Source organism: Methanosalsum natronophilum, assembly GCF_024808815.1.
Classification (GTDB): Archaea; Halobacteriota; Methanosarcinia; order Methanosarcinales; family Methanosarcinaceae; genus Methanosalsum; species Methanosalsum natronophilum.
Genome location: NZ_JANUCS010000023.1, coordinates 1 through 25,665, shown reverse-complemented (window position 1 = coordinate 25,665; position 25,665 = coordinate 1). Strand labels below are relative to the sequence as shown.

The following is a 25,665-nucleotide window of genomic DNA, read 5'->3' as shown; positions in this document are numbered from 1 at the left end:
CTTCGTAAGTGTTCGTTATATATGTTAAAATAAAATAGTCAGTAGCAAAATTGTGCGAGGGTTGCCCAGCCAGGTCAAAGGCGATAGGTTGAGGGCCTATTCTCGTAGGAGTTCGTGAGTTCGAATCTCACCCCTCGCATATTTCTTAGTAATTGTTTATAAGATTTGTTACTTTAAAACTTATAGTTTTAATCTGTTTTGAATATAGCTGCCTTTGTTTAAAGTATCCTTGGTTAAGAGTAATTTCAAAACTAATAGTAAAGTATGGTTGTTTAGTTTAAGGGATACAAGCAATTCTTTAGGTTAAATATGTTCTGTCTTTTTGAGATAGATCGATTATACAAAATGAGATGAAAAAAGGTTTTATATAATCTTAATTTAATCTTAATTTACTTTAATCACATAAATTAAATAAATTTGTGATATAAGAACCATAATTATATATTTAAAACTTATAGTATCTTATAAAATTTATTATAAACTTAAAATAATCCAAATTTTAAAAATAGTTCAATAAAAGACTTATTTTACTTACATTTTAGTAGTATTTCAATGTAAAATCGTGATAAATCAACTGTCTAAACCATCGGTGCATGCTGAAAACGATGTTCAGTTTTTTGAGTGACCGTTATGCTAAGGCTCAATTTTACCTCAAATGTAAACCAGTTTTAACAGTACTCATCAATTAAAACTAATTCATTTTTTTCCAGAAACGATATGAATACCAACTGTGTAACATAAGAAGAAAGTTTGCGAACTGCCCCAGTCAAACATATAACTTAAAAAATAATTATATTGACCAACTATGTACAGTTAAAACAAATTTTTGTGGGAGATAGCAATTCATAATCAAAAAGGTTATATAGTTCCAGCCTTATAAAGGGTAACAGAAAAATGGGATGTTCCAAAATCAATGTTTGAAAAGTTAAGTTACTTTTGAAATAAAGTGTATATGAATTTCAAAACAAGTAGGTTCTTGCACTCGATTTTGAAGAAATGTTCCAGAAAAATAGATCGAAAAATGCTCAAAAAATGCTCAAAAAATCTTAGGGTTTCAGAGTAGTTCCATTAAAACAAGGATTGAAACCCACACATTTGGCTACCTTGTAGCCATTTTTATGAGTTTCAGAGTAGTTCCATTAAAACAAGGATTGAAACGTTTTACATTTAAAAGTGATTTTTCACTTTTAAAAGTTTCAGAGTAGTTCCATTAAAACAAGGATTGAAACTAATTGTTTTACCAAAATTTTCTTTTAGGTTTTTGTTTCAGAGTAGTTCCATTAAAACAAGGATTGAAACGATATAGTTGTGTACATTTTTTTCCTCCTTTTCAAGTTTCAGAGTAGTTCCATTAAAACAAGGATTGAAACTTATTTGACCGCCAAATATTTTTTTCATTTGTTCGTTTCAGAGTAGTTCCATTAAAACAAGGATTGAAACTTTCTTTTCGTAGTGCTACGGGGCCGGATAATAGGTTTCAGAGTAGTTCCATTAAAACAAGGATTGAAACTATCTCCCTCTCGATTTCTTCGTGGAGCAGATCAGGTTTCAGAGTAGTTCCATTAAAACAAGGATTGAAACTTAGTTTTGATATTTCTTCATACATTTTTTATCCTGTTTCAGAGTAGTTCCATTAAAACAAGGATTGAAACTAGGAAGAGATTTATATTCATCAGAATCCTTTAAGTTTCAGAGTAGTTCCATTAAAACAAGGATTGAAACCCATTTTTAAGGTTAATCACACTCTATAACTTTAAGTTTCAGAGTAGTTCCATTAAAACAAGGATTGAAACTTTTGAATTCTCGGTAATTTACAGAATACTTCATGTTTCAGAGTAGTTCCATTAAAACAAGGATTGAAACCTGCTATTCTTGAAAGAATAAAAATCGTCCCCTCGTTTCAGAGTAGTTCCATTAAAACAAGGATTGAAACTGCATTTATATCTCTCCTTTTACTTCAAGTCATAAGTTTCAGAGTAGTTCCATTAAAACAAGGATTGAAACAAATCATCAAAATCGAACGGTTCAAAGCACCAATGTTTCAGAGTAGTTCCATTAAAACAAGGATTGAAACTTTCCACCAGCGGTGAAAAGGAAGATGATTCCTGTGTTTCAGAGTAGTTCCATTAAAACAAGGATTGAAACCCATTCGAATCCGTCATGGGTTCGGATTCGTAGAGTTTCAGAGTAGTTCCATTAAAACAAGGATTGAAACCTTTCTTTTACTTATGGAAGAGAATTGAGATTCAATGTTTCAGAGTAGTTCCATTAAAACAAGGATTGAAACTATACTATGATAATCTTTAATTACCATGTTACTAGTTTCAGAGTAGTTCCATTAAAACAAGGATTGAAACTACATTTTTCGTCCACACTCTTTACATACATCGACGTTTCAGAGTAGTTCCATTAAAACAAGGATTGAAACTTTTCACTTCATCTTCAGTGAATTTTGATAACTGGTTTCAGAGTAGTTCCATTAAAACAAGGATTGAAACGATTGATATTATATCCTGGATGATATCGTTTTTCCGTGTTTCAGAGTAGTTCCATTAAAACAAGGATTGAAACTGTTCATCGATTAATTCGTCTAAAATGTTTTCACGTTTCAGAGTAGTTCCATTAAAACAAGGATTGAAACGGTAAAATTGTTACCGTAAAGGTTCTTTTTCCGTGTTTCAGAGTAGTTCCATTAAAACAAGGATTGAAACGGATTCTCACACCATTCGAATCCATCATGTGTGCGGTTTCAGAGTAGTTCCATTAAAACAAGGATTGAAACAATAACTTGACTTATATTAGCATATATGTGTTTTGTTTCAGAGTAGTTCCATTAAAACAAGGATTGAAACTTGGTCAATCTCGTTCTTTTGTTTTCCGTTTTTTGTTTCAGAGTAGTTCCATTAAAACAAGGATTGAAACTCCATCTGTATGGATTCTTTTCTTTCTTCTTCAATCGTTTCAGAGTAGTTCCATTAAAACAAGGATTGAAACATCCTTTGAACCCCATTCCTACTGTGAATTCATCAGTTTCAGAGTAGTTCCATTAAAACAAGGATTGAAACGCAGTTGAACCAGATGGGTCAACTGACTTAATTTCGGTTTCAGAGTAGTTCCATTAAAACAAGGATTGAAACTTTAACTGTTTTAATTTATCTTCATAATGGTCTAAGTTTCAGAGTAGTTCCATTAAAACAAGGATTGAAACACAACTTCAGTTGTTAAGCCGTGGAATCCCATTCCCGTTTCAGAGTAGTTCCATTAAAACAAGGATTGAAACTATTTCATTAATTCTGTTGTCAAATCTTTTTCAGTTTCAGAGTAGTTCCATTAAAACAAGGATTGAAACTTTCGTTGAATGATATGAATCGTTTATCATTTTCATAGTTTCAGAGTAGTTCCATTAAAACAAGGATTGAAACTCGAAGGATGTCTTCGTCGCTTGTAGTTGTTCCAGTTTCAGAGTAGTTCCATTAAAACAAGGATTGAAACCTTTTTATCGGATCTTAGAACTAACTTGTGTTCAGTTTCAGAGTAGTTCCATTAAAACAAGGATTGAAACCAATATGTTGTCAGAGAAATGATGTCCACGACACTGTTTCAGAGTAGTTCCATTAAAACAAGGATTGAAACTGATATGTGATCTTCAGTTACTGGAAGATCATTATGTTTCAGAGTAGTTCCATTAAAACAAGGATTGAAACCACATGTTAACTCACTCACCTCTTTCGTAGACTCGTTTCAGAGTAGTTCCATTAAAACAAGGATTGAAACTTTTTATGTTTTTGTATCCCTTTGGAGGAACTGGTTTCAGAGTAGTTCCATTAAAACAAGGATTGAAACTTAAAGTATCTTCTAATCTCCTTAGAAGACCTTTTTTGTTTCAGAGTAGTTCCATTAAAACAAGGATTGAAACCTTCCTCAGTGAATTCTTTTTCACGAGGATCTATGTTTCAGAGTAGTTCCATTAAAACAAGGATTGAAACTTGCTCAGTATTTGCACGTGATGGCCCGTTTTTATTGTTTCAGAGTAGTTCCATTAAAACAAGGATTGAAACTTTTTCCCGAGGATCGATTTTTATAATCATTTTTTGTTTCAGAGTAGTTCCATTAAAACAAGGATTGAAACGCGTTGTCGTCGGTTCATTTTTTTTTCACCTCACGTTTCAGAGTAGTTCCATTAAAACAAGGATTGAAACATGCTGATTTCCATTTTTTTTTCTCTCCTATCAGGTTTCAGAGTAGTTCCAATAAAACAATAGCAAACATGTACTAGAAGTAGAGATCAATACTGAAAGTTATATGAAGTTACTTATTTCAGCCTTAAGATATTATATTAAGATCCAATAGCTTTCTGCAAATATCAAGTTCTGTTTTAAACTTGTCCCTGAGGTCACTATTCTGGAACATCAGCTGGAGTTCAGTATCATTTTTTCCTTTACCTGGGTACTCCCCACATATGATCACAGAATTGCATTTTATGATACCATGGATTATAGATGACCAATAAATAAGGTCAATCAGTTGTTGGGGTGTACACCATTTAAAGTCTTGATAACCTGGATACTTTAAAAAGTGACAATCTGGCCCTTTTCCTCTGCAAATATCAGAAGCATTACTATCAGCTGTAAGGAAAACAATATTATTATCTGGATTATTATGATCGAAATCTCTAAGTGACCAAACTATTAGTTTATCATTCTCTTCACTATCTTTTGTTGCATAATATTCTGAATCATAGTCCGTTCTTTGATCCGAGATCGAACTATAACTCTGCATTGCGGCATATGTTGCTTTCCTGGATTTCTTAGTTTTCCGATTTAGTAATATGTTCAAAAGATTGGGATTATATTTTACGAGTTCTTTCATTTCAGTAATTGTATTCTTACTATATTTACTGTTAATTGAACTTTCAATTTCCTCATACACTACATTGCTTACAAGGAAATTAACATCGGTTCCATACTTGTTATGGAATGGGAATCCATGGTAAAATAGGTTAGTATCGAGTGCATAAAAAACCTTTTTATGTTCACTTTTCCCAAAATATCTATTTTCTAAAACTGTATGCAGATTATCATATTCTATGATATCACTTAAGAACAGAATTTCATATATATCCTCATATTTTGGGAACTCTTCTACTTTATCCCCAATAAAATTCTTCAAATTTTCAAAATCATTTTCTTTTGAAACCAACTTCAAATTATATCCTGAACCTTTAACACGGGCTTCAAAGAAGTCTAGTTTAAAAAAAGGATAGCTCAAACTAATACTTTTATTTTTTTCTAAGTTCAATAATATCTGTAGTTCTTGCTTATTGACCTTAACCCTGCTATTATCATCATTTCTTTGGTTCATCCATAGCTCTCTTGACCTGTTTTTTAAAATCGTTGAAGATCTGATATTGGTGTGGTATCATCATATAAGGTTTAGGTATTGCTTCTTTTACATTCAGATAAAACACATGTTCTATATCAGCTAGGTTTATAGGGAAAATAGTTCCAGCAACAAGTGTTTTTTTACCTGGGGTTATATCTAAAGCAACAATATCATCATTTTGTTTCCATTCTTCTTTCTTTTTCAAGAAATAGTCTGCGGTTTTGAGGAATATCTTTTCGTATTTAGCTTCAGTTTCTAATTGTGGTAGTCTTATATCTATAATTTCAGGGTCTATCCCACTTGAACTTGATATTATTTCCAATCCACTTTTAGTTTTAGCTACAAGTTCGTCTAATGCATCTGTATTTTTATCCTCGATTAATAGTATAATCTCATTTGGCTGAAAATCCCTGTACTTTAGTGAACAGTAATACGAGTTCAATATAGCCCATACTGAACGCCCAAGCATTGTAACATATACTCTTTTAGGTTTTAATGAACTGTTCATAGAAATTCACGGCCTTGAACTTTAAATGGGACTTAATAAATTTAGTATTTATTCATTTACCTCTACTATTAACAACACAACTATTAAATTATTCGTTTTTAAAGAATATATAGACGAGACTTTGCGATCTGAAAAGTAATAATTATCTTATTTCTTGTGATATTAATGCTCTTTGATTTTTTTCTAGTTCAATCTTTTTTCGCAACAACTGTAGATACTTACTGTTGATCATGAGGTGCTAGCACTAAAAGATAAAATTGGGGATGGATTAGACATCCATATATGTTAAGCATTTAAAGTTTCATATATCTGATAGATTGTGTTGACCTTCTAATAATTCTAATTTGTTACTTCGGGTAAAAAAGAAAACATTAATCTACTACATTTCTATTTATCACTGATTAAAATAAAATATATTGTAGGTGTTTTTTGTATGGTTAATATAAAAGAAAGGTTTGAAAACCTATATGATGAAAACGAAACTTTCAGACTCTTTTTTACTGCTTTGGTTATGATAATTCCTAATAACATTGCTGGAATCGGTGGGGAGACCATAGGTAATATTGGAACTGCCCTAATGTTGTTAGTTGCTGGTATTATTGTTTTCTTAGTCTATCACTACTCAAAGATCAGAAGAGAAAAGAAAAGAGAAGCTTTGATCCCTATAGGAACTCCAAAAAGAACTGAAGTAAAACCTCATAAAGGTCTAATAACAATGGTAAGCAAATTATCCATTTCAAGCAATAGTGATTATGAAAATGAACTATCAACTCTATACTCCACGGTAGATACTGCTATCACTGAGAAAAGACTTGACCATGCAGAGGCCATCCGGGGTACTGGTCATACTATTCGCTCCATTAATCATCATATACAAGGAGATGGTGGCCTGAGTGTATGCTGGCTGTTGTATACATCCGAAAAAAGTTCTGAGGATAATGCCAAATTGATCAAACATTATATAGATAGCTATAGTGATGGATCGATCGATGTGAATTTACGTAAAATAAGTGATGAGAATGATCCTAAGAAAATAGCATCTGAAGTAAATAAAATATACTCTTATGAACTCCCCCAACACTTAACAGAAGAGGACATTATTTCAGATATAACCAGTGGGACTAAAGCGGCTACTGCAGCAATTATCCTGACATGCCTATCTCCAAAAAGAGATATTCAATACATCGAGCAAAAAGAACACGATGTTATAGGTATCAATTTAGATACTAATGATATTTTCATTAGATGACCTGTTTTTTCTTAGGTAGGGTATATACCCACCTACCTACATCAATTTTTATTCCGGGTATACTGCTCAAAAGGCATCTAATTCGATTAGTTATCGAACTCTTCGAAGAACTATTTATTATGTGTATCCGCTTAATTAGTGGTTGGGATCACAAATGATGATACAGTCACTGCCCGAAACACAACTTGATCTTTACAACAAGTCAAGGAACAATAGGTACTATAAGTTTACTTCACTTATAGAGTTGCTATCGAGTGATGTTATTTTAAGGGAAGCATGGAGAAATATCTCTAAAGGTTCAAAAGTAGCTGGTGTAGATTCATTGAAAGTCTCGGATATAAAAATGACAGGAATTGACACGTTCATAGAGACAGTGAAAAAAGATATTATCAATGGAACTTATAACCCGAGTCGCATTCTATTCTTTGAAAGTAAGAACGAAAACGGAAAAACACGTGATTTTGGACTATTAACTGTAAAAGATAGATTAATTCAAGCTGCACTTAAACTATTACTTGAACCTATCTTCGAAGCTGACTTTGATTCATGTTCCTTTGGATTCAGGCCATATAGGTCGCCGAGATTGGCAAGCCTTGAAGTCTATAAATGGCTTGAATCGGGAAATGATCATATCCTTAAAAGTGATGTAGAAGATTGTTTTAATAGTATCCCCCATAAAAGGTTAGTTCAATGTATTCAAAGAAGAGTAGTTGATGACAATATACTAAACATGATTAAGGAGTTCCTGAAAAAAGGTGTTCAGAAAAATAAGGATGACCTTGACTATAACTATGAACTTGAACGTGGTATAATGCTTGGTAGTATATTATCACCACTTTTCATGAATATTTATTTGGATCAGTTTGATAAAGAGTGGGAGAACATTGGTCTCAAAAGTATTAATTCGAACGGTTATCTTGTGCGTTTTGCAGATGATTTTGTGATATTGAACAATAAAAAGATCGATCAAACCCAAGTTGAAGAATCTCTTGAACGAATAGGTCTCCGCCTTAGCTCTAATAAGACCTTTATAACACATGCACAGGATGGTTTTGATTTCCTTGAATTCCATTTTAAGGAAATATATCCTGCAACGAAATATAAAGGTAATGTTAATATTTATCCCAGTGAGAGTTCGGTAACCAAGACTATAGAAAAATTGATCCTTGCAAGCAATACCTCGTTTGGTTCAGGTGTACCTCCTGTTCGTATAATTCAAAGAATGAACACTATAATTGATACATGGCTCAACTATTATCATCATACAGATTATGAAGCCTCACTTGAACTCATACAGAACTGCTATAATGAAAGGGTACGAGAATACCTGAACCAGTTCAATCATGTAATGAATAGCAGTGGATTATAATAGTTAGTCTCTGACACGATTTAATTTCAAACAATATAAATAAAATTAGTTCATATTGTAGCGATAAATATGAAAATAATAGATATTAGTAACAATAAATATGATATCAAGTGGTAATAAGTGTTCGATAAATTGAAACTTGAATGGAATTCAGATGAGCTTATTAGAACAGTGGTCAGTGGAACAACTGGAACACTTGGTGTAATTGTCTTATTGTACCTATTTGTAGTTAAATTCCTGGTCGAAGTTTCTTACAATCTACTTGCAGAGCTCATAAAAGAGCATTTTGGTTTATATGAAGCTATTGTTCTAATAATTCTTGTTCTTACAGGTTTTATCATATTGTATGGTTTCAATAATTATTTTACTAAACGAAGGTTCAATAAATTAGCTGAAATGGAACCTGAGATAAAAGGCGGGAGTGTTGACCAGAGTGAATTATCAAAGAAAAAGGGTTTGATCACATTTGTAAGTAATATTTCGAAAGGACCAAAACCGCTCGAAGGAGTATCTTTAGAAACCGAGGTGAAAAGAAGGTATGATGTGATCGATCAGGCGTTGGAGACCGGTGATTATAGTTCACTAAAAGGAATCCAGGGAATTGGTCATATTATTCAGATCATAAACTATCATTTTGATACAGAACAAGGATTAAGAGAATGTTGGTTACTCCACTCGAGTGACCAAGGTTCAATAAAGAACTTTGAACTTATACAATCTTATTTGAAAAAGAAAGGACTTGATAGTATAATTAAATTAAATTCAATACCTCTCAAGGACAATGAGCTGACAAAACCTGAGTCTATTCGAAAGAAAATAAGTGATATCTATAAGAACCAATTACCAAAAGACCTTAACGAAGATGATGTGGTTGCTGATATCACATCTGGTACAAAGGCAATGACCACAGGAATGATAATTGCTTGTATTAAACCTAATAGAAAGATAGAGTATCTTGACTTTAAAACGAATAGCTTGGTAGAAATTGAAGTTGAGGCCATACCGGTTGCCAATTCGGGAGCATGTCTGGTTGGAGAAACGTGATAGTTCCTACATATGAATTTCCGGCCATTAGATATAACTGTTACTATAATTTAACTTATAAAAAAAGCTATATATGAATTAAAACAAACATCATAAAAAATATTTTGGAGCAAGGTGATATTTTTTGAGCAACAACTTAGATAACTTAAATAATTTAGCCATTAATGGAAACTTAGATCAATACAAAAGTGATAACCTGTTCTTGTTGGTAGGTACGAATCCATTACCTAACTATATAGCAGGGAAAATACTGGCTCACGAGTCAACTCATTTTTATTTTGTTCATACAGAAGAGACAAACGAGATTGCTGATAGGATTATACAAGTATTATGTATTCCAAGTAATAAGTGGACTAAAATAAATGTAAATCCAGCAGATACAAGAGATATTTATTCTAATATCAAAAAAGAAGCTGAAGGTAAAGACAGTTTAGGTCTACATTACACCTCTGGCAAGAAATCCATGTCAGTTCATGCTTACCGTGCAATATACGATGCTAATTCATCGATGTCTGTGTTCAGCTACCTTGATTCTCGAACCCTTGAAATGCTAATTGATAGAAAGAACGATGTTCTTGTTAAATTTCCGGTAAGGTATTCTGTAAACATATCTATCGAAGATCTTCTTGCATTACATGGTTATACTCCAAAAGAGTACACAAAAGAACCAAATCATCCTGAAGTTGCTAGGTCTATGATTGAACTGAACCCTAAAGAGCATAGAAATTGGTGTACTAATAATCTGAGAAAAGAAAACAATAAAGACAAATTGAAAAAAGAAAATAAACTAAGTCAGGTTTCATTGGAAGAATTTAAAAAAAGTGCTGCACTTGGTTCCCATTTTAAAGAGCTAGATAGTTTGGGTCAACTTGCTGAACTTTGGGGTGAAACTAGCAAAGATGTTGCAAAATGGCTTGATGGTCTCTGGCTAGAGGATTATGTGTTCAGTGTTGTTCAGGACCTAGCTGATAAGAATGGTATACATACATGTATAATGAACTTAGTTCCAAATGAAAGGAATTTCGAGATAGATATACTCGCACTAAAAGGTTATCAATTGATAATATTATCCTGTACTACAGCTATGAACAAAAGTATTCTTAAAGAAAAATTATTCGAGGCTTTTATTAGAGGAAATCAATTGGGTGGCGATGAAGCAAAGATCGGGCTAGTTTGTTGTGCAGAGAATGGATCAAAACAAGCTCCAGATATAATTAAAATGGAACTTGAAGAAGAATGGAACAGTAAAGGTAAATTTGGAGTTTTTGGATTAGACCACCTTCCAAACCTTGAATACCATCTTCAAGACTGGATCGAATCATTTGAATAAACTTAGAGGCAAAAATATGTCAAAATATGTTTTAATTGGAATAGATACTGTAGGGATACAAAAATATATTTTTGGTAGTAACAATTTGAAACAGATAGTTGGTGCATCTGGACTGGTTCATTGGGCTACCAATGAACTTGTTGTAAAACAACTAGTAGCACTTGGTAAAGACTCAACTAATGTATATTATGACAAGAACCTTGATAAAGTTAAGTACCTTGAAAATACAATAGAGGATGGGTTGATATCCGAGCTTGTATATGTTGGCGGGGGTAACACCTTTATTATTTTCAAAGAACTAGAACATGCAGAAGAATTCAGTCGTAATTTTACAAAAGAGGTTTTATTGAACGCAAGTGGGCTGGAGATAATAATCACGCATACCGAATTCGATTGGGATGCGAATGACCTTGCTGAAAAAACCATTCCTCTTATCCTTAAAAAACTAAGAGACAAGAAGTATCAACGTAAACGTTCATCAAATATCTTAGGACTTGGTATCACAGCTAATTGTCAGTATACAGGTTTACCTGCGATCGAGTTGAGGAACGGATCTTTGACTGAAGTTCTCGACGTAAACCTTGAACTTATAAATGGTTCTAAATCAGATCCTATGAACAAGAGTTTAGTACGTGTCTCAAAAAATGTTTCTGATAAACTTCGCTTTTACAAGAGGTCCGAAAAAAGGTTCATGGACATGTTCCCAAATGTTAAAGATAGGGGATATGAGTTTATCCATAATTTTGGTGATTTTGGAACTAAGAACGAATCGAGCTTCATTGCCGTTGTCCATGCAGACGGGAATGATATGGGTAAAAGAGTTCAGGCAATCACTTCAACAAAAGAGAACAGAGAAAGTAATAGAAAATATATTGATGCTATTCGCAAGTTCTCATTAAATGTCGAAAATACGACAATATCTACTATAGTTTCCACAATTGATCAACTGCTAGAGAGCATTGATACAATGTGCTCTCAAACCGATGACGAAAAACTAAAAGAAACCATCGAGGGTATGATAAGACCAAACGATAAAAGCAATTCTTTTAAGGGTTTCAAAAAACTTCTTCCCTTTAGACCTATCATCGTCGGTGGTGATGATCTTACATTTGTTTGTGATGGAAGATTAGGTTTGACATTAACAGAACTATATCTGGAAAACCTAAAAAAAGCGCCAAAACTCTCAGACGGGAAACCAATCTCAGCAAAAGCTGGAATAGCGATAGTAAATTCTCATTATCCATTTACAAGGGCAGTTGAACTTGCAGAAAGTCTAGCCAGCTCAGCAAAAGACATTCTTCGTGACATAAACAAAGAAGACGTTTCAAGCATGGATTGGCATTTTGGTTCTTCAGGTACACTTGAAGGTCTTGATAATATCAGGAATAACACATATACTGTAAACCTCAACAACAAACTTGGAAAATTGCATATGAGACCTGTATTCGTAGGGGATCCAGGAGCGCCAAAATGGCGAACATGGGATAATTTCTGCAAAATAATTTCAGAGTTTAAGGGTGAAGAATGGTCTAAAAGGAAAAATAAGTTGAAAACGATACGAGAAAAATTACCCGAAGGCCCCGACTCGGTTGAAAAGTACTTACAGTTTTACGAACTTGATGAAAAACCAGGATTACCGGAAATACCAAACAATCCAGCTACAAGGACAAGTGGATGGATTGGCGATACTTGCACCTGTTTTGATGCCATTGAGGCGTTGGACTTTTTTATACCACTCCAAGGTGATCAAAAATGAAACAAATGAAACTGAAGTTCATTATAGAAAGCGATGCTACATTTGGTAAAGGAGATGGTGTAGCAGGATATATTGATTCTGAGATTCAGCACGATAAATATGGGTTACCGTTCTTAGGCGGACGTACACTTAAAGGTGTGATCGAAGAAGAGTGTGCTAATATCTTATATTCATTGGAGCTGCAGGGGAAAAAAGATATATTCTTACCATCAGCTGCAAGGCTTTTCGGTGTACCAGGGAGTAGGAATGAAGATAAAGCTATAATGTCTATAAGTGATGCCATTCTACCCAAAGATGTTCGTTCAATTATTATTAAAAAGGTCAAAGAAGGGAAGTTAAGGTATCAGCAAGTGCTGGACTCTCTTTGCTCAATTAGACAACAAACATCTATCGACCCTGAAACAGGTGCTCCAAAGAAAGGAGCATTGCGCAGTAGTAGGGTCATTTTAAGGGAAACTCCATTTGAATCGGAACTGAGCTTTATCGCTGACATATCTCCAGAGGATAAAGGGTTACTCGGAGCATGCCTTAAAGCAGTTAGAAGGGCCGGATTAGATCGAAATAGGGGTAAAGGTAGAATTAAATATTGTTCCTTAGTTGATGAGAATGGAAATGATGTCTCTGATCTATATTTTAATGAATTCTTAAGGGTGGTATCTGAATGAAAGTTTTTACATTTGATGTGAAGTTACTGGACCCTGTTCTAGTGAACCAACTAGCAGGTGGTGACCCTAACAGTGCCATAGGCTTTGATTACATTCCCGGAAGTGTAATTAGAGGTGCATTGATAAATCAATATTTGAACCAGGCCGCTAAAAATAAAGATGTTGATGCATGTGATGATGAATTTAGAAAACTTTTCCTTGATGGTAGTACTAAGTATCTTAATGCCTATCCCACAAGTGTAAGGAAAAAGCGTACTGTCCCTACACCTATTTCGTGGTTCTCTAAGAAAGGAGATGAAAAGGGTTCTAGTAGAAATGTATGGGACCATGTTACATATGAAGCTACAGATAAGGACCGAGATGATAATGTTATCTGGTTACAGGTTTCTGAACCTTTCTGTGATCTAACAGACGATTCAGTGTCTGTCTACTCACCATATAAAAGGGTTGTTATGCACACATCACGTGGCGATAGTTCAAATACATCTAATTCTGATAGTAATATGTTCCGCTATGAAGCCTTAGATTCAGGGCAAGTAATGTCTGCAGCTGTTATTGTAAAAGAGGAAGAATGTGCAAATGTTCTCTCTCAACTGTTGAAAGACGATGTGATTTTAAGGGTCGGTAAATCTCATCTTACAGGTTATGGCAGAATAAAGATACTCAATACTAAATTGAAAGATTACTGGGATGAGTATATTCCTATAGATAATGAAGAAGAGGAACTCATTTCAGTTACACTTTTAAGTGATACTATAATAAGGGACCAAGTCTCAGGTTCATGTTTAAGTGACATTAAATCTCTATTGGAAGGACCTGGTATAACCGTGAATGAAATTAAAAAGTTTGTTCATACTGGTATAAGGGGTAATTTCAATCGTACATGGAACCTTCCGACACCACAGAACCATACAATCCTTGCTGGTAGCGTATTTGTTTATGAGTACAATGAAGGACTTTTATCGAAACTTAAAGAACTTGAACTGGACGGTATTGGGGATAAGAAAGTTGAAGGCTTTGGTCGTATTGCACTGAATTGGTACAATGAAGATGATTTCAGTGTCAAAAAAGAATCTGTTGAAGAAAACGTGCTCCAAGTTTCTCCAATCGAGAACCATGATTTTATTGGGAGAGTATCAAATCGTTTGCTAAGATCGGAACTTGACCGTGAATTATTGAAACGTATCAAGGAGATACATGTTATTTCACCACCAAGTAATTCTCAACTTTCTGGTATAAGATATAGGGCTAGAGCTGCGTTTGCTGAAAATGATCCTTCACTGGTAAAGAATTACTTGAAAAATATGAGGAAGTCGGGGAGTGACCAGCTCGAGAAGGCAAAAGTTGGTAATTCTAACCTCAAGGAATGGTTGGAATTACTTTTTTCCGATCCTACCACTATTTGGACTACCATGAACGCTAGTTCAATTTCATGTCCTCTAGGTGTTCAAGAAAGTGATAGTAAGGACAAAATGGCGTTAGAATATGCAGTAAGGTTGGTAGATAATGTACTCCATAAAACCCAAAAGGAGGCTAAAAAATGAATAAAGCACATTGGTCAAGAAGCCGGAATATCTCTGAAAGACTTATTATCTCCGGTACACTCGTGTTCAATACACCTGTAGCATTTGGCTCAAATGATGATGATGGTCTTGTAGATAATAAAGTTGAACTAGATCCTTTGGAAGGTAAAGCACTGCTAACAGGTTCGACTATCGCAGGAGCTTTACGTAACTATCTTCGAGAATTTGAGAATGGATATTTCAATAAAGGTATTGTCTCTGATCTAAGTTCCAAGATATTTGGTACAGATAAGGGTGATGGTGGGACTGAACAGAGTTGGTTGCTTACAAACGATTCAATTGGTCCACGACCGCAGCTTGAGATTCGAGATGGTGTTAAGATAAATGATAAAACACGTACTGCAGAAGATAAGAAAAAGTTTGATTTTGAAATGATGGAAGCTGGAGTTAAGTTCGATCTCGAGTTTGAAGTACTATTACCAACTAACCCCGAACTAAAAAAAGAGATACTCCAAGGTATCAGTATTTGCTTGACTGGGTTAGAAAAAGGCGAGATCATGTTCGGCTCAAGGAAAAACCGTGGATTTGGTCGTTGTTCCATGAAAGGTAAATGGAAACTTCACAGATATGACCTTAGCCACAAAGAAGGACTTATAGCTTGGCTACAAAAAGATATATCCTCACCATCAGAAGATAAGTTCATAGCTAACCTGTTAAAAAGTCAAGAAACTATTGTTGATAAGAGAGAATACTTTTTAATAGACTCTATATTCAAACTTGATGGTTCACTTCTCATTCGCTCGGACCCTGTTGAGCCGGATTCGCCTGATACTGTACACCTTCATTCAAAAAGGAACAACAAATTTGAGCCAATATTAAGTGGTACAAGTCTTGCAGGTGTACTTAGAGCAAGAGGTTTGAAAATTGCTAAAAAGATGGATACAACTGGAAATGCCGAGAGCATCATAAATGATATGTTTGGGTCAGATAATACTGATGATCGGAGCATTAGTTCAAGTGCGAGTAAGCTAATAGTCCATGAAAATGTAATAGAGAACCCTTTACATTTAGTCCAGAATAGGATTAAAATCGATCGATTTACTGGTAGTTCATTTCCTACAGCTCTTTTTAATGAACAACCTATCTTTGATAAAAACGATACTAAAGTAAAGATAGAACTTATATTGAAATCCCCCAAAGAAAAGCACATAGGATTATTACTATTGCTTTTAAAGGACCTTTGGACAAGCGATATTGCAATTGGTGGTGAAACTAGCGTAGGCAGAGGTAGGCTTGTTGGTGACCATGCAAGTTTGATACATGGAACCAGTAGTGATAGATATGAGTGGGAATTCTCCCAGGCTGGCATGGATTTGAATGTAGTTGGAGATAGAGATAAACTTGAAGGTTATATTGCATCTTTTTTACAGGGGGTGAGTGCATAATGGGATTGGAAACTGATTTACAAATAAAGAACATAGATGTGCCAAAGGATTTACACTTAAATGATAATATGGTCACTTGGTTTGAATTTCTGGCTACCACATATGAACTCGATTGGTTATTAGTTCATTGTGATGATGGTATTATCTGGGGTAAGTTCAATGATGCTACTCTTCAAGTACCTGATCATGATATAGTTCCCAAACTGAGGTATGTTACAGTTCAGACAGCTTATCTTTTCAGTACAAAATGTGAGGTATTTATCTGGAATGATCAGGACCATGGTATCCAAGCTAGATCGTTAATAGATGATACTAACACTGAACATTTCGATGAAGACTATTTGATATGGGGAGATACGAGCACCGATATTGGGAATGGTTTCACTAAACTTGAACATGGGTCAGAAGGACTTGTACATGTAATACCATTAGTTGGTTCAGATATAATGTACCCACGTTTAAAAGTTCGCCATTTTATAGACTACGATACTGATAATCAAGCATACATAAAAATGAGTAGGCTAGTAACTCTATTAAATAAAGGGGAGAATAAATAAATGACATCCGATGATATGAATACTTCACTTCCAAAACACACAAACCCGAACTTCACTAGGGATAATGGTATAAAAGCTACTGCGCCGTACAACTTCATACCACTTCCGGATAAAGCATTTAATGGTAAACCTCATGATCAGGATGCTTTTTTGGACATGACCGGTTATATTGATTGTACATTAAAAACAGAAACGCCGCTTTACATTCGTGGTGCGCTCACGCCGGACATGTTCAAAAAGATCAGTGACAAATCATTAGATGAACTCAGTGAAGATGAAAAAGAGAAAGTAGCAGCATTTTTTTCTAAAACCTCTGATACACCGGTAATTCCTGGTTCAAGTTTAAGAGGAATGATCAGGAACTTGACCGAAATTGTGGGGTATGGGAAAATGGATTGGGTCACGGATACTCATAAGATCACTTACCGTGCAGTCGCATCGAAAGGTTCAGACCCTTTATCAAAACCATATGCAGATTTCATGGGGAAAAATGGTAGTAACATAAATGCTGGGTACCTTACAAAAGAAGGTGATACTTGGTATGTTCAGCCGGCAAAAAATACGGGCGATATAGGGTTGAATAAGAAAGAAAAATATCTGACGATCAAGGAATCAGGAATATCTGACATGGATATTCCTGGCTATGTTGAGTTCAATAATTCCAATTACAAACCACAGTATTTTGATATATCCTTTGATGCAACGGTAAAATCAGGTAAAAATTATATCGCTGTAACAAATATAGGTGACATTGATGCAGGTTACAAATTTAGGGGTCAACTTGTCTGTGCTGGTAATATGCTTGAAACCAATAAGAATGGGACTTCAACCCGGAAAAGACAAACAATTGTTATTGAGGAAAATGAGAACAAAGATAAGCTGAAAATCCCTGAAGAAGTAGTCAAAGACTATATTGATAGTTTAACCCCTTTCCAAAAAGAAAGCCCATTTAGTGAAAAATATGGATGCCTGAAAGAAGGGAGAGCTGTTTTCTACACAGAGAAAAATAATGAGGTATTGTTCTTTGGACATAGTCCTAATTTCAGAATACCAGCAAAGCTCAATAATGGGGGTCAAGCATCTACACCCAGAGATTTTGTACCTTCTAACTTACGAGATGACCCTGACCTAATTGACCTTGCAGAGTCCATTTTTGGTTATTCAGCTGATGAAAATAGAAAAGATGGGCGAGCTGGCAGGGTCTTTTTCACTGAAGCTAAATTATATGGTGACCAAGGATCGGTTTGGGTCTCCGAGAATAAAGGTAAAGGTATTGTTCCGAAGATATTGGCATCGCCAAAACCAACCACATTCCAGCATTATCTTGTTCAAGATAGAAATAAAGGTCACGACCCCGATACTTCAAAACTTGCCCACTATTCTACGTCAACACCATCAGAAACTGTTATTCGTGGATTCAAATTATATTGGCATCAAAAAGATGCTAGTATAAGAGATGTGAAAGAAACTGAGGAAATTAAGGATAAAGATAAACAACATACACTTATCAAACCTGTAAGAAAAGGTGTAACTTTCAAGTTCAGGATATATTTTGAGAACTTGAAAGACTATGAACTTGGAGCACTTTTATGGGTTCTAGACATTAAAGGTGAGCCTAATAAAAACTATAGGCATAAATTAGGTATGGTAAAACCTTTTGGAATGGGATCAGTAAAAATAGAATCTGAAGTTAAAGTAACTAATAGAGAAGATAGGTACAAGAAACTATTCTCAGAGTCTGGAAATTCATTCCATGAAGGTATAAGTCCCAAAAATTCTAATGAGGAGCAATATATCAATGTATTTGAAGGTTGGTTACTTAGCAAGCTTCAGTCATCAAAAGACGCTCTCTACAAGGAAGAGAGGATACAGATGCTTCTTAAGATGTTAGAATGGCCGGGTCCAAGTAAAAAAGATGTAAGATATCTTGAAATGGAACCAAAGAACGAGTATAAAGATAGACCCGTATTACCTGATCCACTGAACATTTCCAGGGACTTGACTAACAAAAGCTCAAGAAATGTAACTGGTAACAATCGTGGGAAACATTCGGGTAGAAAAAATAAATCAGCTAACAGATCAAGAAAAAGATTCTAAAAACAATAATTTATTTTTTCAATTTGTTTTTATAAGGTGAATTGTTTTGCAAAAATCAAAAAACCCACTAAAAAAAATAAAGGTAGGTATATTAACGTTTGAAACGAAAAAGACGATCCAGGAAAGCTCTCATTGTCTAAGGGGCTTTTTTGGATCCAAATTCGTAGATGACAATCAATTACATAACCATAACACAAACTCGTACCTGTATAGATATCCACTGGTCCAATACAAATTTTTAGAAAGCAAACCTTATATTATTGGAGTTCAAGAAGGAGTAGAGTCACTAAAGACCGTTTTTGATAGCTTTGAAACTATTAATTTGAATAGTAATATTTATGAGATTGATGAAAGAATAATGTCTATCAAACACCAAGAGTTCGGACTATGTGATCATATAATTTTTTACGAATTTGTAACTCCATGGATAGCATTGAATGCTAAGAATTATACTATGTACAAAGATGAAAACGAACACGAAAGAATCAATATTCTGAGAAAAGGATTGATAGGCAATATTTTATCAATGTCAAAAGGTTTAGGGTATACTGTACCTTCTGAGATCAAATGTGATATTGACCTTATCAAATTCGATAGTAAATATAAAGATACAGGTTTTGTTTCTTTCCAAGGTGTTTTCATGACAAATTTTGAAATACCTGATTATGTTGGGTTAGGTAAAGGTGTATCTAAAGGTCATGGGACCATTCGTAGAGTAGAACTCTGAACAAAACTCGCTATTAATATAATAATACATGGAGTCTATGGAACTTATGTCAAACACAAAGATCAAGTTTAATGTAACTGAAAAAGATATGTTCAGCTTAGTTGAGTTCGAAACCGAAGAAGCATTGGTCCCAGAAGACCTTAGCGAATTAGAACCACCGAAAGTACCAGGGTCAAAAGGGGTTATTATCAGTGGTCGTGGGCCTGTATGGCTTTACTGCTACCTGACACATTTCTATCACCCAACACGTTATGTAGCTACTTATGATCCTAGATTAGATGGCGGAATTGTTGTTGAGAGTCATACACCTGGTCATAAAGTGGGCTCGATTATAAACCTGTACCCCTAAAATAAGTGGCATATATTTTACCCTTATCTGTCAGCCACCACAATTTAACACTCATTTTTCCAGGTGATGGTTCACCTCTTTTAATTGCTCCTCTTCTACTCTTGATCAAATTATAGGATTCCAGCAATTTCAAGTTTGTCACAATACTTTGTGGTTCAACTCTTAACCCATTAGCTATATTCTTAGTTATTAGCGATCTTAGTTCATCGTCATTCTTGTACAGTTCAATGTCCTGTTCCAATGAATCTGTTACAGTGAGTAGATATTCTAATATTCTTTTACCTTGTTCACCTATGTCACTGAACTTCCCAGGTTGTGATGTAGGTAGATCTACACGTACAGCACCATTTTCACTTTCCTGGATGATGAACGCTTTGGCACCACACATCCATGATGCAGTAAGTGCAGCCAATGAAAGTGTCTTAGTTCCTCCGGTCACGTTGAGGACAGGTTCTTCGTGTTTATATTCATTAATGAGATCTATGGTCTTTATTATACATTCATCAAAGCTTAATGGATTGACTTGATGAACCTTAACCTCTAACCCAAGTTCTGTCAATAACCTTTTCATATCCTTTGCTTTCTGTAATGGATCAATATCCATCTTTTCACTATTTACATTTTTACCTTTAAATAACTCTTTAAATGGAATTCCAGCTAATATAACAACAGTGTTCACATTTTCTGTTACTCGAACACCGATCTTTATGAGCTCTTCAGAACCACCAAGGGTTGAGATCAATACAGTCACCTAGTATCACCAAACGAATTATCATGATAATAATAATAATAATAATAATAATAATAATAATAATAATAATAATAATAATAATAATAATAATAATAATAATAATAATAATAATATACATTCATTTCGAATTGTTTCTCAGTCTATGAAATAGAACAGACTATCACGGTACTCCTCAATATCCACTTCATTTCCAATGGATATCTGTTTATCATTACAACTGGCACAAATTGGAATTATCAAGGTCGAATCGGTCTCAGAACTACCATTATCATCCATGATATAACTGATATCTTTTGAAATGAACATGATATGTCTTTCATCCAAATCACCCAGAAATGCACTTTTTTGTATTCTTGAGAGTCCATAATCTTTACATTTATCCGATATTCTAGTTCTAATTCTATTCTGGGTAATGTCATAAATGATCAGGACTAACAAATTCAACTCCCGGATATGAACGGTATATATATCTTCTTTTCATCTCCAAAATATTGAACCATTTTCTTTGCCTGTAAACCAATTATACCTGAAATAGCTCTATTTTCATTATCATATCTTACTTTCTTATCAAATCGCTCCATGATAGCTGCAACAAGTTTGTGTTTTCCTGACTTGTTCAAGTAAACACAACCATCAGTTCCACGGTCAATATCCCTTTCATTGACAATATTCTTAGTCACTAACGATATAGCGGTCCTGTCTACCACAGGTTGCCTGAACTCTTCCATAATATCTAGTACAAGAGATGCTTTTCCTACTTTATCAGCATGAATGAACCCCATATATGGATTTAGGCCTGCTATAAGACATGCTTTTTGGACCTCGGTCATAAGTATACCATAACCATAGCTCAACAAAGCATTGAATATATCTTTAGGTGGTCTTCGCGTCCTTTTACCGCTATAATAACCTTGACCAATTATCAATGAAAGTATACTGAAATACTTCTTTGATGCCATACCCTCAACACCCATTAGAGGTTGTCTTAATCGGTCCATATTTTCCTTGACACTTATTCTTTTAATATTATCTTTTATGAGCTCGGACTCATTGACCAGTTCTGCAGAGTTTCGCCTCTTACCCAAGTTTCTCATGAGATAATATTGGTTTAATATCTTAGCTTCGATTATTTTGGTAGCAATGTACATCCCCATGCCATTATCATATGCTTTAACTTGATCTCGCCATACAGTAGCTGACCTCTCATGATCAAATGAGTATGTAGTGGCTATAGGGTTTCCGATTTGATCCATATAAATAATATTGATATTTTTATTTACGGCCAAATTAATCGCATCCGTAGTGATCGAAGCTCCTTTATGCACTAAAATGGTCGATACCTTATTAGCTGAAAATTCTCTTTTACATCTAGTATCGAACTCTTTGTACTGGTTTGTAATAATAAACCTGTTACTCTTCTTTTTTAGATATGTTCCATAATCGTCTATAACCAATAACAAATATCAATCACCTACGCATATGTATATGTATTTTTAGATATCTTGATACAAGATTAGATATTATCATCCACGAAGAGTTCGACCTATTATGGAATTCAGTTCTAGTTTATGTTTAAAAGATCAATTTAATATTATGATGAAAAAAAGAATTAAAGTAGTTTTTTGAGATTAAAACAATATATTTTAACTTATTTTTTTTATAAATAGATTATAATGCTTTTCAATAAATTATTGATTGATTATTAGATACTAAATATAAATAAAAACCTTTTTTGTGATGAAATTTTAAAAATATATGGATAAAAGACTTATTTTACTTACATTTTAGTAGTATTTCAATGTAAAATCGTGATAAATCAACTGTCTAAACCATCGGTGCATGCTGAAAACGATGTTCAGTTTTTTGAGTGACCGCTATGCTAAGGCTCAATTTTACCTCAAATGTAAACCAGTTTTAACAGTACTCATCAATTAAAACTAATTCATTTTTTTCCAGAAACGATATGAATACCAACTGTGTAACATAAGAAGAAAGTTTGCGAACTGTCCCAGTCAAACATATAACTTAAAAAATAATTATATTGACCAACTATGTACAGTTAAAACAAATTTTTGTGTGAGATAGCAATTCATAATCAAAAAGGTTATATAGTTCCAGCCTTATAAAGGGTAATAGAAAAATGGGATGTTCCAAAATCAATGTTTGAAAAGTTAAGTTACTTTTGAAATAAAGTGTATATGAATTTCAAAACAAGTAGGTTCTTGCACTCGATTTTGAAGAAATGTTCCAGAAAAATAGATCGAAAAATGCTCAAAAAATCTTAGGATTTCAGAGTAGTTCCATTAAAACAAGGATTGAAACCTTTCCACAGATAGTGAAAAGGGTGATGATTCCTAATTTCAGAGTAGTTCCATTAAAACAAGGATTGAAACGTCGATATGGTTTTCAAGGTTTTCGTGGTATCTAATTTCAGAGTAGTTCCATTAAAACAAGGATTGAAACTTAATCAAAGTGTGATAATAATCACACTTTTCTGATTTCAGAGTAGTTCCATTAAAACAAGGATTGAAACACGTTGTACCATGGTCTTGAACCAATGGTAATTGTATTTCAGAGTAGTTCCATTAAAACAAGGATTGAAACTGATTAATGTGTGATAATAATCACATACTTCCGAATTTCAGAGTAGTTCCATTAAAACAAGGATTGAAACCTATTCTTGTTTTGACCTTTTCTAGTTGTTTTTCGATTTCAGAGTAGTTCCATTAAAACAAGGATTGAAACTTTATTGATTCACCAATCTTCTCTTTTATATTTTATTTCAGAGTAGTTCCATTAAAACAAGGATTGAAACCACTAACGATTTTACCATCGGCAGTGGAAAGTTTCCAATTTCAGAGTAGTTCCATTAAAACAAGGATTGAAACTGGATTCAGATTTTTTTATAAAAGTCTTGCCCAAATTTCAGAGTAGTTCCATTAAAACAAGGATTGAAACTTTCCGATGACGAAACATCGTCATCATACATAGCGATTTCAGAGTAGTTCCATTAAAACAAGGATTGAAACATTGAACCTAATTTATTATTAAATTCATCTTTGAATTTCAGAGTAGTTCCATTAAAACAAGGATTGAAACTGTACTGCAATCCAAATACCATGGCCGCGATGTTAATTTCAGAGTAGTTCCATTAAAACAAGGATTGAAACCAGTTCAGGGTTTGGCATAATTGGATGGGTTTCCAATTTCAGAGTAGTTCCATTAAAACAAGGATTGAAACTTAATTTTTTATTTGCTTTCATACTATCATTCTCCATTTCAGAGTAGTTCCATTAAAACAAGGATTGAAACTTCTTCCATACTCTTTCTCTATTTCTTCTTTTCCAATTTCAGAGTAGTTCCATTAAAACAAGGATTGAAACATTTCTATCAAATTTGTGAGTATCATTTGTTTATTTCAGAGTAGTTCCATTAAAACAAGGATTGAAACCTGTTAATATCCCTTGATCGAGGATATGTTTCAAATTTCAGAGTAGTTCCATTAAAACAAGGATTGAAACGGCTATATAGCCACATCCCAAACATTTGGCTACCTATTTCAGAGTAGTTCCATTAAAACAAGGATTGAAACAGTTTAGGTTTAACATAATATTCCTCCTTTTTTTAATTTCAGAGTAGTTCCATTAAAACAAGGATTGAAACCAGGTATTTAGATGTTCTAGGTCGAATATTTCAAATTTCAGAGTAGTTCCATTAAAACAAGGATTGAAACTGACTTTGAACTCGTCAAAGTCGAATGGCTCAAAAATTTCAGAGTAGTTCCATTAAAACAAGGATTGAAACCGTCGAACTCGAATGGGCTCTCGCACCATTCATGTATTTCAGAGTAGTTCCATTAAAACAAGGATTGAAACGTTTACCTTCATTTTTGCAAGAGACTCTATCTGAATTTCAGAGTAGTTCCATTAAAACAAGGATTGAAACCGTATGAATAACACCATCATTATATGGTTTCCCAGGATTTCAGAGTAGTTCCATTAAAACAAGGATTGAAACTCTTCACTTACACCAAGTATTTCCTTTGCTTTCTCTATTTCAGAGTAGTTCCATTAAAACAAGGATTGAAACATTTATTATGAAATACATGGAGCACGTGGTCACATATTTCAGAGTAGTTCCATTAAAACAAGGATTGAAACTTTGTCGACATATAGACGGGCTACGATGGTCCCATTAGTTTCAGAGTAGTTCCATTAAAACAAGGATTGAAACTCGAATTTGCAAACAACCAGATCTTGATTATCTTCGTTTCAGAGTAGTTCCATTAAAACAAGGATTGAAACCCTATCCATCATTCGTATTGTTGATACCGGATCTACATTTCAGAGTAGTTCCATTAAAACAAGGATTGAAACTGTGTCTAAATCACCCGCCAATGAATCTATCATATATTTCAGAGTAGTTCCATTAAAACAAGGATTGAAACCATAATCGTCCATGGTCGATACACCAACCTGAACTGGGATTTCAGAGTAGTTCCATTAAAACAAGGATTGAAACTTTGTTTCCGCAAGAGATGTATAATTGAGATAAGTATTTTCAGAGTAGTTCCATTAAAACAAGGATTGAAACGAGACCATAATCTGGGGCAGCACATGGTATTTATAACGTTTTATAGTGTTTCAATTAATAAAGAGATGATAAAAAAGGATCTGAAATTTGTCTAGAAAAGTTTTTCCGAAACCTTAATTCAATCTTAATTGACCTTAGTGACATAAAATAAATAAATAAATAAATAAATTCGACTTATAATAACCAAATACCTAACTTACTTATTCTATTTTATTTTAGAATAGTAAGAGACTGTCGGAAAAGTCACCAGTTCAAATAATATAATTACTGATTTTTCTTGACATCAATCTTTTCTTCAGCCCATAATCATAATGAATAGA

Annotated in this window: 17 protein-coding genes, 1 tRNA gene and 2 CRISPR repeat arrays; of the genes, 13 read left to right on the top strand and 5 right to left on the bottom strand. The window is 34.0% G+C overall.

What is annotated here, in order from left to right:
* The first annotated feature begins 54 nt into the window (after nucleotides 1-54).
* Nucleotides 55-139 (top strand) — tRNA-Leu (locus J2T59_RS09655).
* A 912-nt stretch (nucleotides 140-1,051) separates the two neighbouring features.
* A CRISPR array of direct repeats spans nucleotides 1,052-4,199; the repeat unit is 36 nt; unit sequence GTTTCAGAGTAGTTCCATTAAAACAAGGATTGAAAC.
* 124 nt (nucleotides 4,200-4,323) lie between these two features.
* Here the strand turns inward: J2T59_RS09655 and J2T59_RS09650 are convergent.
* Together J2T59_RS09650 and J2T59_RS09645 are read right to left on the bottom strand one after the other, a co-directional pair.
* Nucleotides 4,324-5,361, bottom strand: a complete 1,038-nt coding sequence (locus J2T59_RS09650) for a PIN domain-containing protein (protein WP_259135726.1) — start codon at nucleotides 5,359-5,361, stop codon at nucleotides 4,324-4,326.
* The gene (locus J2T59_RS09645) at nucleotides 5,345-5,890 is read right to left on the bottom strand and encodes a hypothetical protein (protein WP_259135725.1); all 546 of its coding nucleotides are present in this window, start codon (nucleotides 5,888-5,890) and stop codon (nucleotides 5,345-5,347) included. The genes J2T59_RS09650 and J2T59_RS09645 overlap by 17 nt, the downstream gene beginning before the upstream one ends.
* A 433-nt stretch (nucleotides 5,891-6,323) precedes the next feature.
* Between J2T59_RS09645 and J2T59_RS09640 the strand changes: the two genes are divergently transcribed.
* From J2T59_RS09640 to crn3, 12 genes are all read left to right on the top strand, one after another.
* A complete protein-coding gene (locus J2T59_RS09640; RefSeq protein ID WP_259135724.1) occupies nucleotides 6,324-7,139 on the top strand; it encodes a hypothetical protein in 816 nt (271 codons plus the stop codon).
* A gap of 154 nt (nucleotides 7,140-7,293) precedes the next feature.
* The gene (locus J2T59_RS09635; protein ID WP_259135723.1) at nucleotides 7,294-8,508 is read left to right on the top strand and encodes a reverse transcriptase domain-containing protein; all 1,215 of its coding nucleotides are present in this window, start codon (nucleotides 7,294-7,296) and stop codon (nucleotides 8,506-8,508) included.
* Between the two features lie 120 nt (nucleotides 8,509-8,628).
* Nucleotides 8,629-9,552, top strand: a complete 924-nt coding sequence (locus tag J2T59_RS09630; RefSeq protein ID WP_259135722.1) for a hypothetical protein — start codon at nucleotides 8,629-8,631, stop codon at nucleotides 9,550-9,552.
* A 124-nt stretch (nucleotides 9,553-9,676) separates the two neighbouring features.
* A complete protein-coding gene (locus J2T59_RS09625; RefSeq protein ID WP_259135721.1) occupies nucleotides 9,677-10,882 on the top strand; it encodes a PDDEXK family nuclease in 1,206 nt (401 codons plus the stop codon).
* A 16-nt stretch (nucleotides 10,883-10,898) separates the two neighbouring features.
* On the top strand, nucleotides 10,899-12,638 hold the full coding sequence (locus J2T59_RS09620; protein WP_259135720.1) for a hypothetical protein: 1,740 nt from the start codon (nucleotides 10,899-10,901) through the stop codon (nucleotides 12,636-12,638).
* Nucleotides 12,635-13,303, top strand: coding sequence for an RAMP superfamily CRISPR-associated protein (locus J2T59_RS09615; protein ID WP_259135719.1), 669 nt, complete (start codon nucleotides 12,635-12,637; stop codon nucleotides 13,301-13,303). The genes J2T59_RS09620 and J2T59_RS09615 overlap by 4 nt, the downstream gene beginning before the upstream one ends.
* Complete coding sequence (locus J2T59_RS09610; protein WP_259135718.1) at nucleotides 13,300-14,847, top strand: RAMP superfamily CRISPR-associated protein; 1,548 nt, start codon at nucleotides 13,300-13,302, stop codon at nucleotides 14,845-14,847. Before J2T59_RS09615 ends, J2T59_RS09610 begins: the two co-directional genes overlap by 4 nt.
* Nucleotides 14,844-16,271 (top strand): RAMP superfamily CRISPR-associated protein, encoded by a 1,428-nt coding sequence (locus J2T59_RS09605; RefSeq protein WP_259135717.1) that lies wholly within the window; start codon nucleotides 14,844-14,846, stop codon nucleotides 16,269-16,271. The genes J2T59_RS09610 and J2T59_RS09605 overlap by 4 nt, the downstream gene beginning before the upstream one ends.
* Complete coding sequence (csx19, locus tag J2T59_RS09600; RefSeq protein WP_259135716.1) at nucleotides 16,271-16,828, top strand: type III-D CRISPR-associated protein Csx19; 558 nt, start codon at nucleotides 16,271-16,273, stop codon at nucleotides 16,826-16,828. The genes J2T59_RS09605 and csx19 overlap by 1 nt, the downstream gene beginning before the upstream one ends.
* A complete protein-coding gene (locus J2T59_RS09595; RefSeq protein WP_259135715.1) occupies nucleotides 16,829-18,925 on the top strand; it encodes a TIGR03986 family type III CRISPR-associated RAMP protein in 2,097 nt (698 codons plus the stop codon). It abuts the gene before it with no gap.
* Nucleotides 18,926-18,971: 46 nt separating this feature from the next.
* On the top strand, nucleotides 18,972-19,652 hold the full coding sequence (locus tag J2T59_RS09590; RefSeq protein ID WP_259135714.1) for a CRISPR-associated endonuclease Cas6: 681 nt from the start codon (nucleotides 18,972-18,974) through the stop codon (nucleotides 19,650-19,652).
* Between the two features lie 37 nt (nucleotides 19,653-19,689).
* Complete coding sequence (crn3, locus tag J2T59_RS09585; RefSeq protein WP_259135713.1) at nucleotides 19,690-20,001, top strand: CRISPR-associated ring nuclease Crn3/Csx3; 312 nt, start codon at nucleotides 19,690-19,692, stop codon at nucleotides 19,999-20,001.
* Here crn3 and J2T59_RS09580 read toward each other — a convergent pair.
* From J2T59_RS09580 to cas1, 3 genes are all read right to left on the bottom strand, one after another.
* Nucleotides 19,982-20,752 carry a PDDEXK family nuclease gene (locus tag J2T59_RS09580; RefSeq protein ID WP_259135712.1) on the bottom strand — a complete coding sequence of 257 codons (771 nt, stop codon included), beginning with the start codon at nucleotides 20,750-20,752 and terminating at the stop codon, nucleotides 19,982-19,984. The genes crn3 and J2T59_RS09580 overlap by 20 nt on opposite strands.
* 135 nt (nucleotides 20,753-20,887) lie before the next feature.
* Nucleotides 20,888-21,190 (bottom strand): CRISPR-associated endonuclease Cas2, encoded by a 303-nt coding sequence (gene cas2 / locus J2T59_RS09575; protein ID WP_259135711.1) that lies wholly within the window; start codon nucleotides 21,188-21,190, stop codon nucleotides 20,888-20,890.
* A 2-nt stretch (nucleotides 21,191-21,192) separates the two neighbouring features.
* Nucleotides 21,193-22,212, bottom strand: a complete 1,020-nt coding sequence (cas1, locus tag J2T59_RS09570) for a CRISPR-associated endonuclease Cas1 (RefSeq protein WP_259135710.1) — start codon at nucleotides 22,210-22,212, stop codon at nucleotides 21,193-21,195.
* An 826-nt stretch (nucleotides 22,213-23,038) separates the two neighbouring features.
* Nucleotides 23,039-25,345: a CRISPR direct-repeat array (repeat unit 36 nt; unit sequence GTTTCAGAGTAGTTCCATTAAAACAAGGATTGAAAC).
* Between the last annotated feature and the right edge of the window lie 320 nt (nucleotides 25,346-25,665).

Excerpts from the sequence above, each read along its gene's own strand:
- J2T59_RS09610 (WP_259135718.1), top strand. The coding sequence starts at position 13,300 with ATGAAAGTTTTTACATTTGATGTGAAGTTACTGGACCCTGTTCTAGTG.
- J2T59_RS09645 (WP_259135725.1), bottom strand. The coding sequence starts at position 5,890 with ATGAACAGTTCATTAAAACCTAAAAGAGTATATGTTACAATGCTTGGG.
- J2T59_RS09620 (WP_259135720.1), top strand. The coding sequence starts at position 10,899 with ATGTCAAAATATGTTTTAATTGGAATAGATACTGTAGGGATACAAAAA.
- J2T59_RS09595 (WP_259135715.1), top strand. The coding sequence starts at position 16,829 with ATGACATCCGATGATATGAATACTTCACTTCCAAAACACACAAACCCG.
- J2T59_RS09605 (WP_259135717.1), top strand. The coding sequence starts at position 14,844 with ATGAATAAAGCACATTGGTCAAGAAGCCGGAATATCTCTGAAAGACTT.
- J2T59_RS09615 (WP_259135719.1), top strand. The coding sequence starts at position 12,635 with ATGAAACAAATGAAACTGAAGTTCATTATAGAAAGCGATGCTACATTT.
- crn3 (WP_259135713.1), top strand. The coding sequence starts at position 19,690 with ATGGAACTTATGTCAAACACAAAGATCAAGTTTAATGTAACTGAAAAA.
- J2T59_RS09635 (WP_259135723.1), top strand. The coding sequence starts at position 7,294 with ATGATGATACAGTCACTGCCCGAAACACAACTTGATCTTTACAACAAG.
- J2T59_RS09650 (WP_259135726.1), bottom strand. The coding sequence starts at position 5,361 with ATGAACCAAAGAAATGATGATAATAGCAGGGTTAAGGTCAATAAGCAA.
- J2T59_RS09640 (WP_259135724.1), top strand. The coding sequence starts at position 6,324 with ATGGTTAATATAAAAGAAAGGTTTGAAAACCTATATGATGAAAACGAA.
- csx19 (WP_259135716.1), top strand. The coding sequence starts at position 16,271 with ATGGGATTGGAAACTGATTTACAAATAAAGAACATAGATGTGCCAAAG.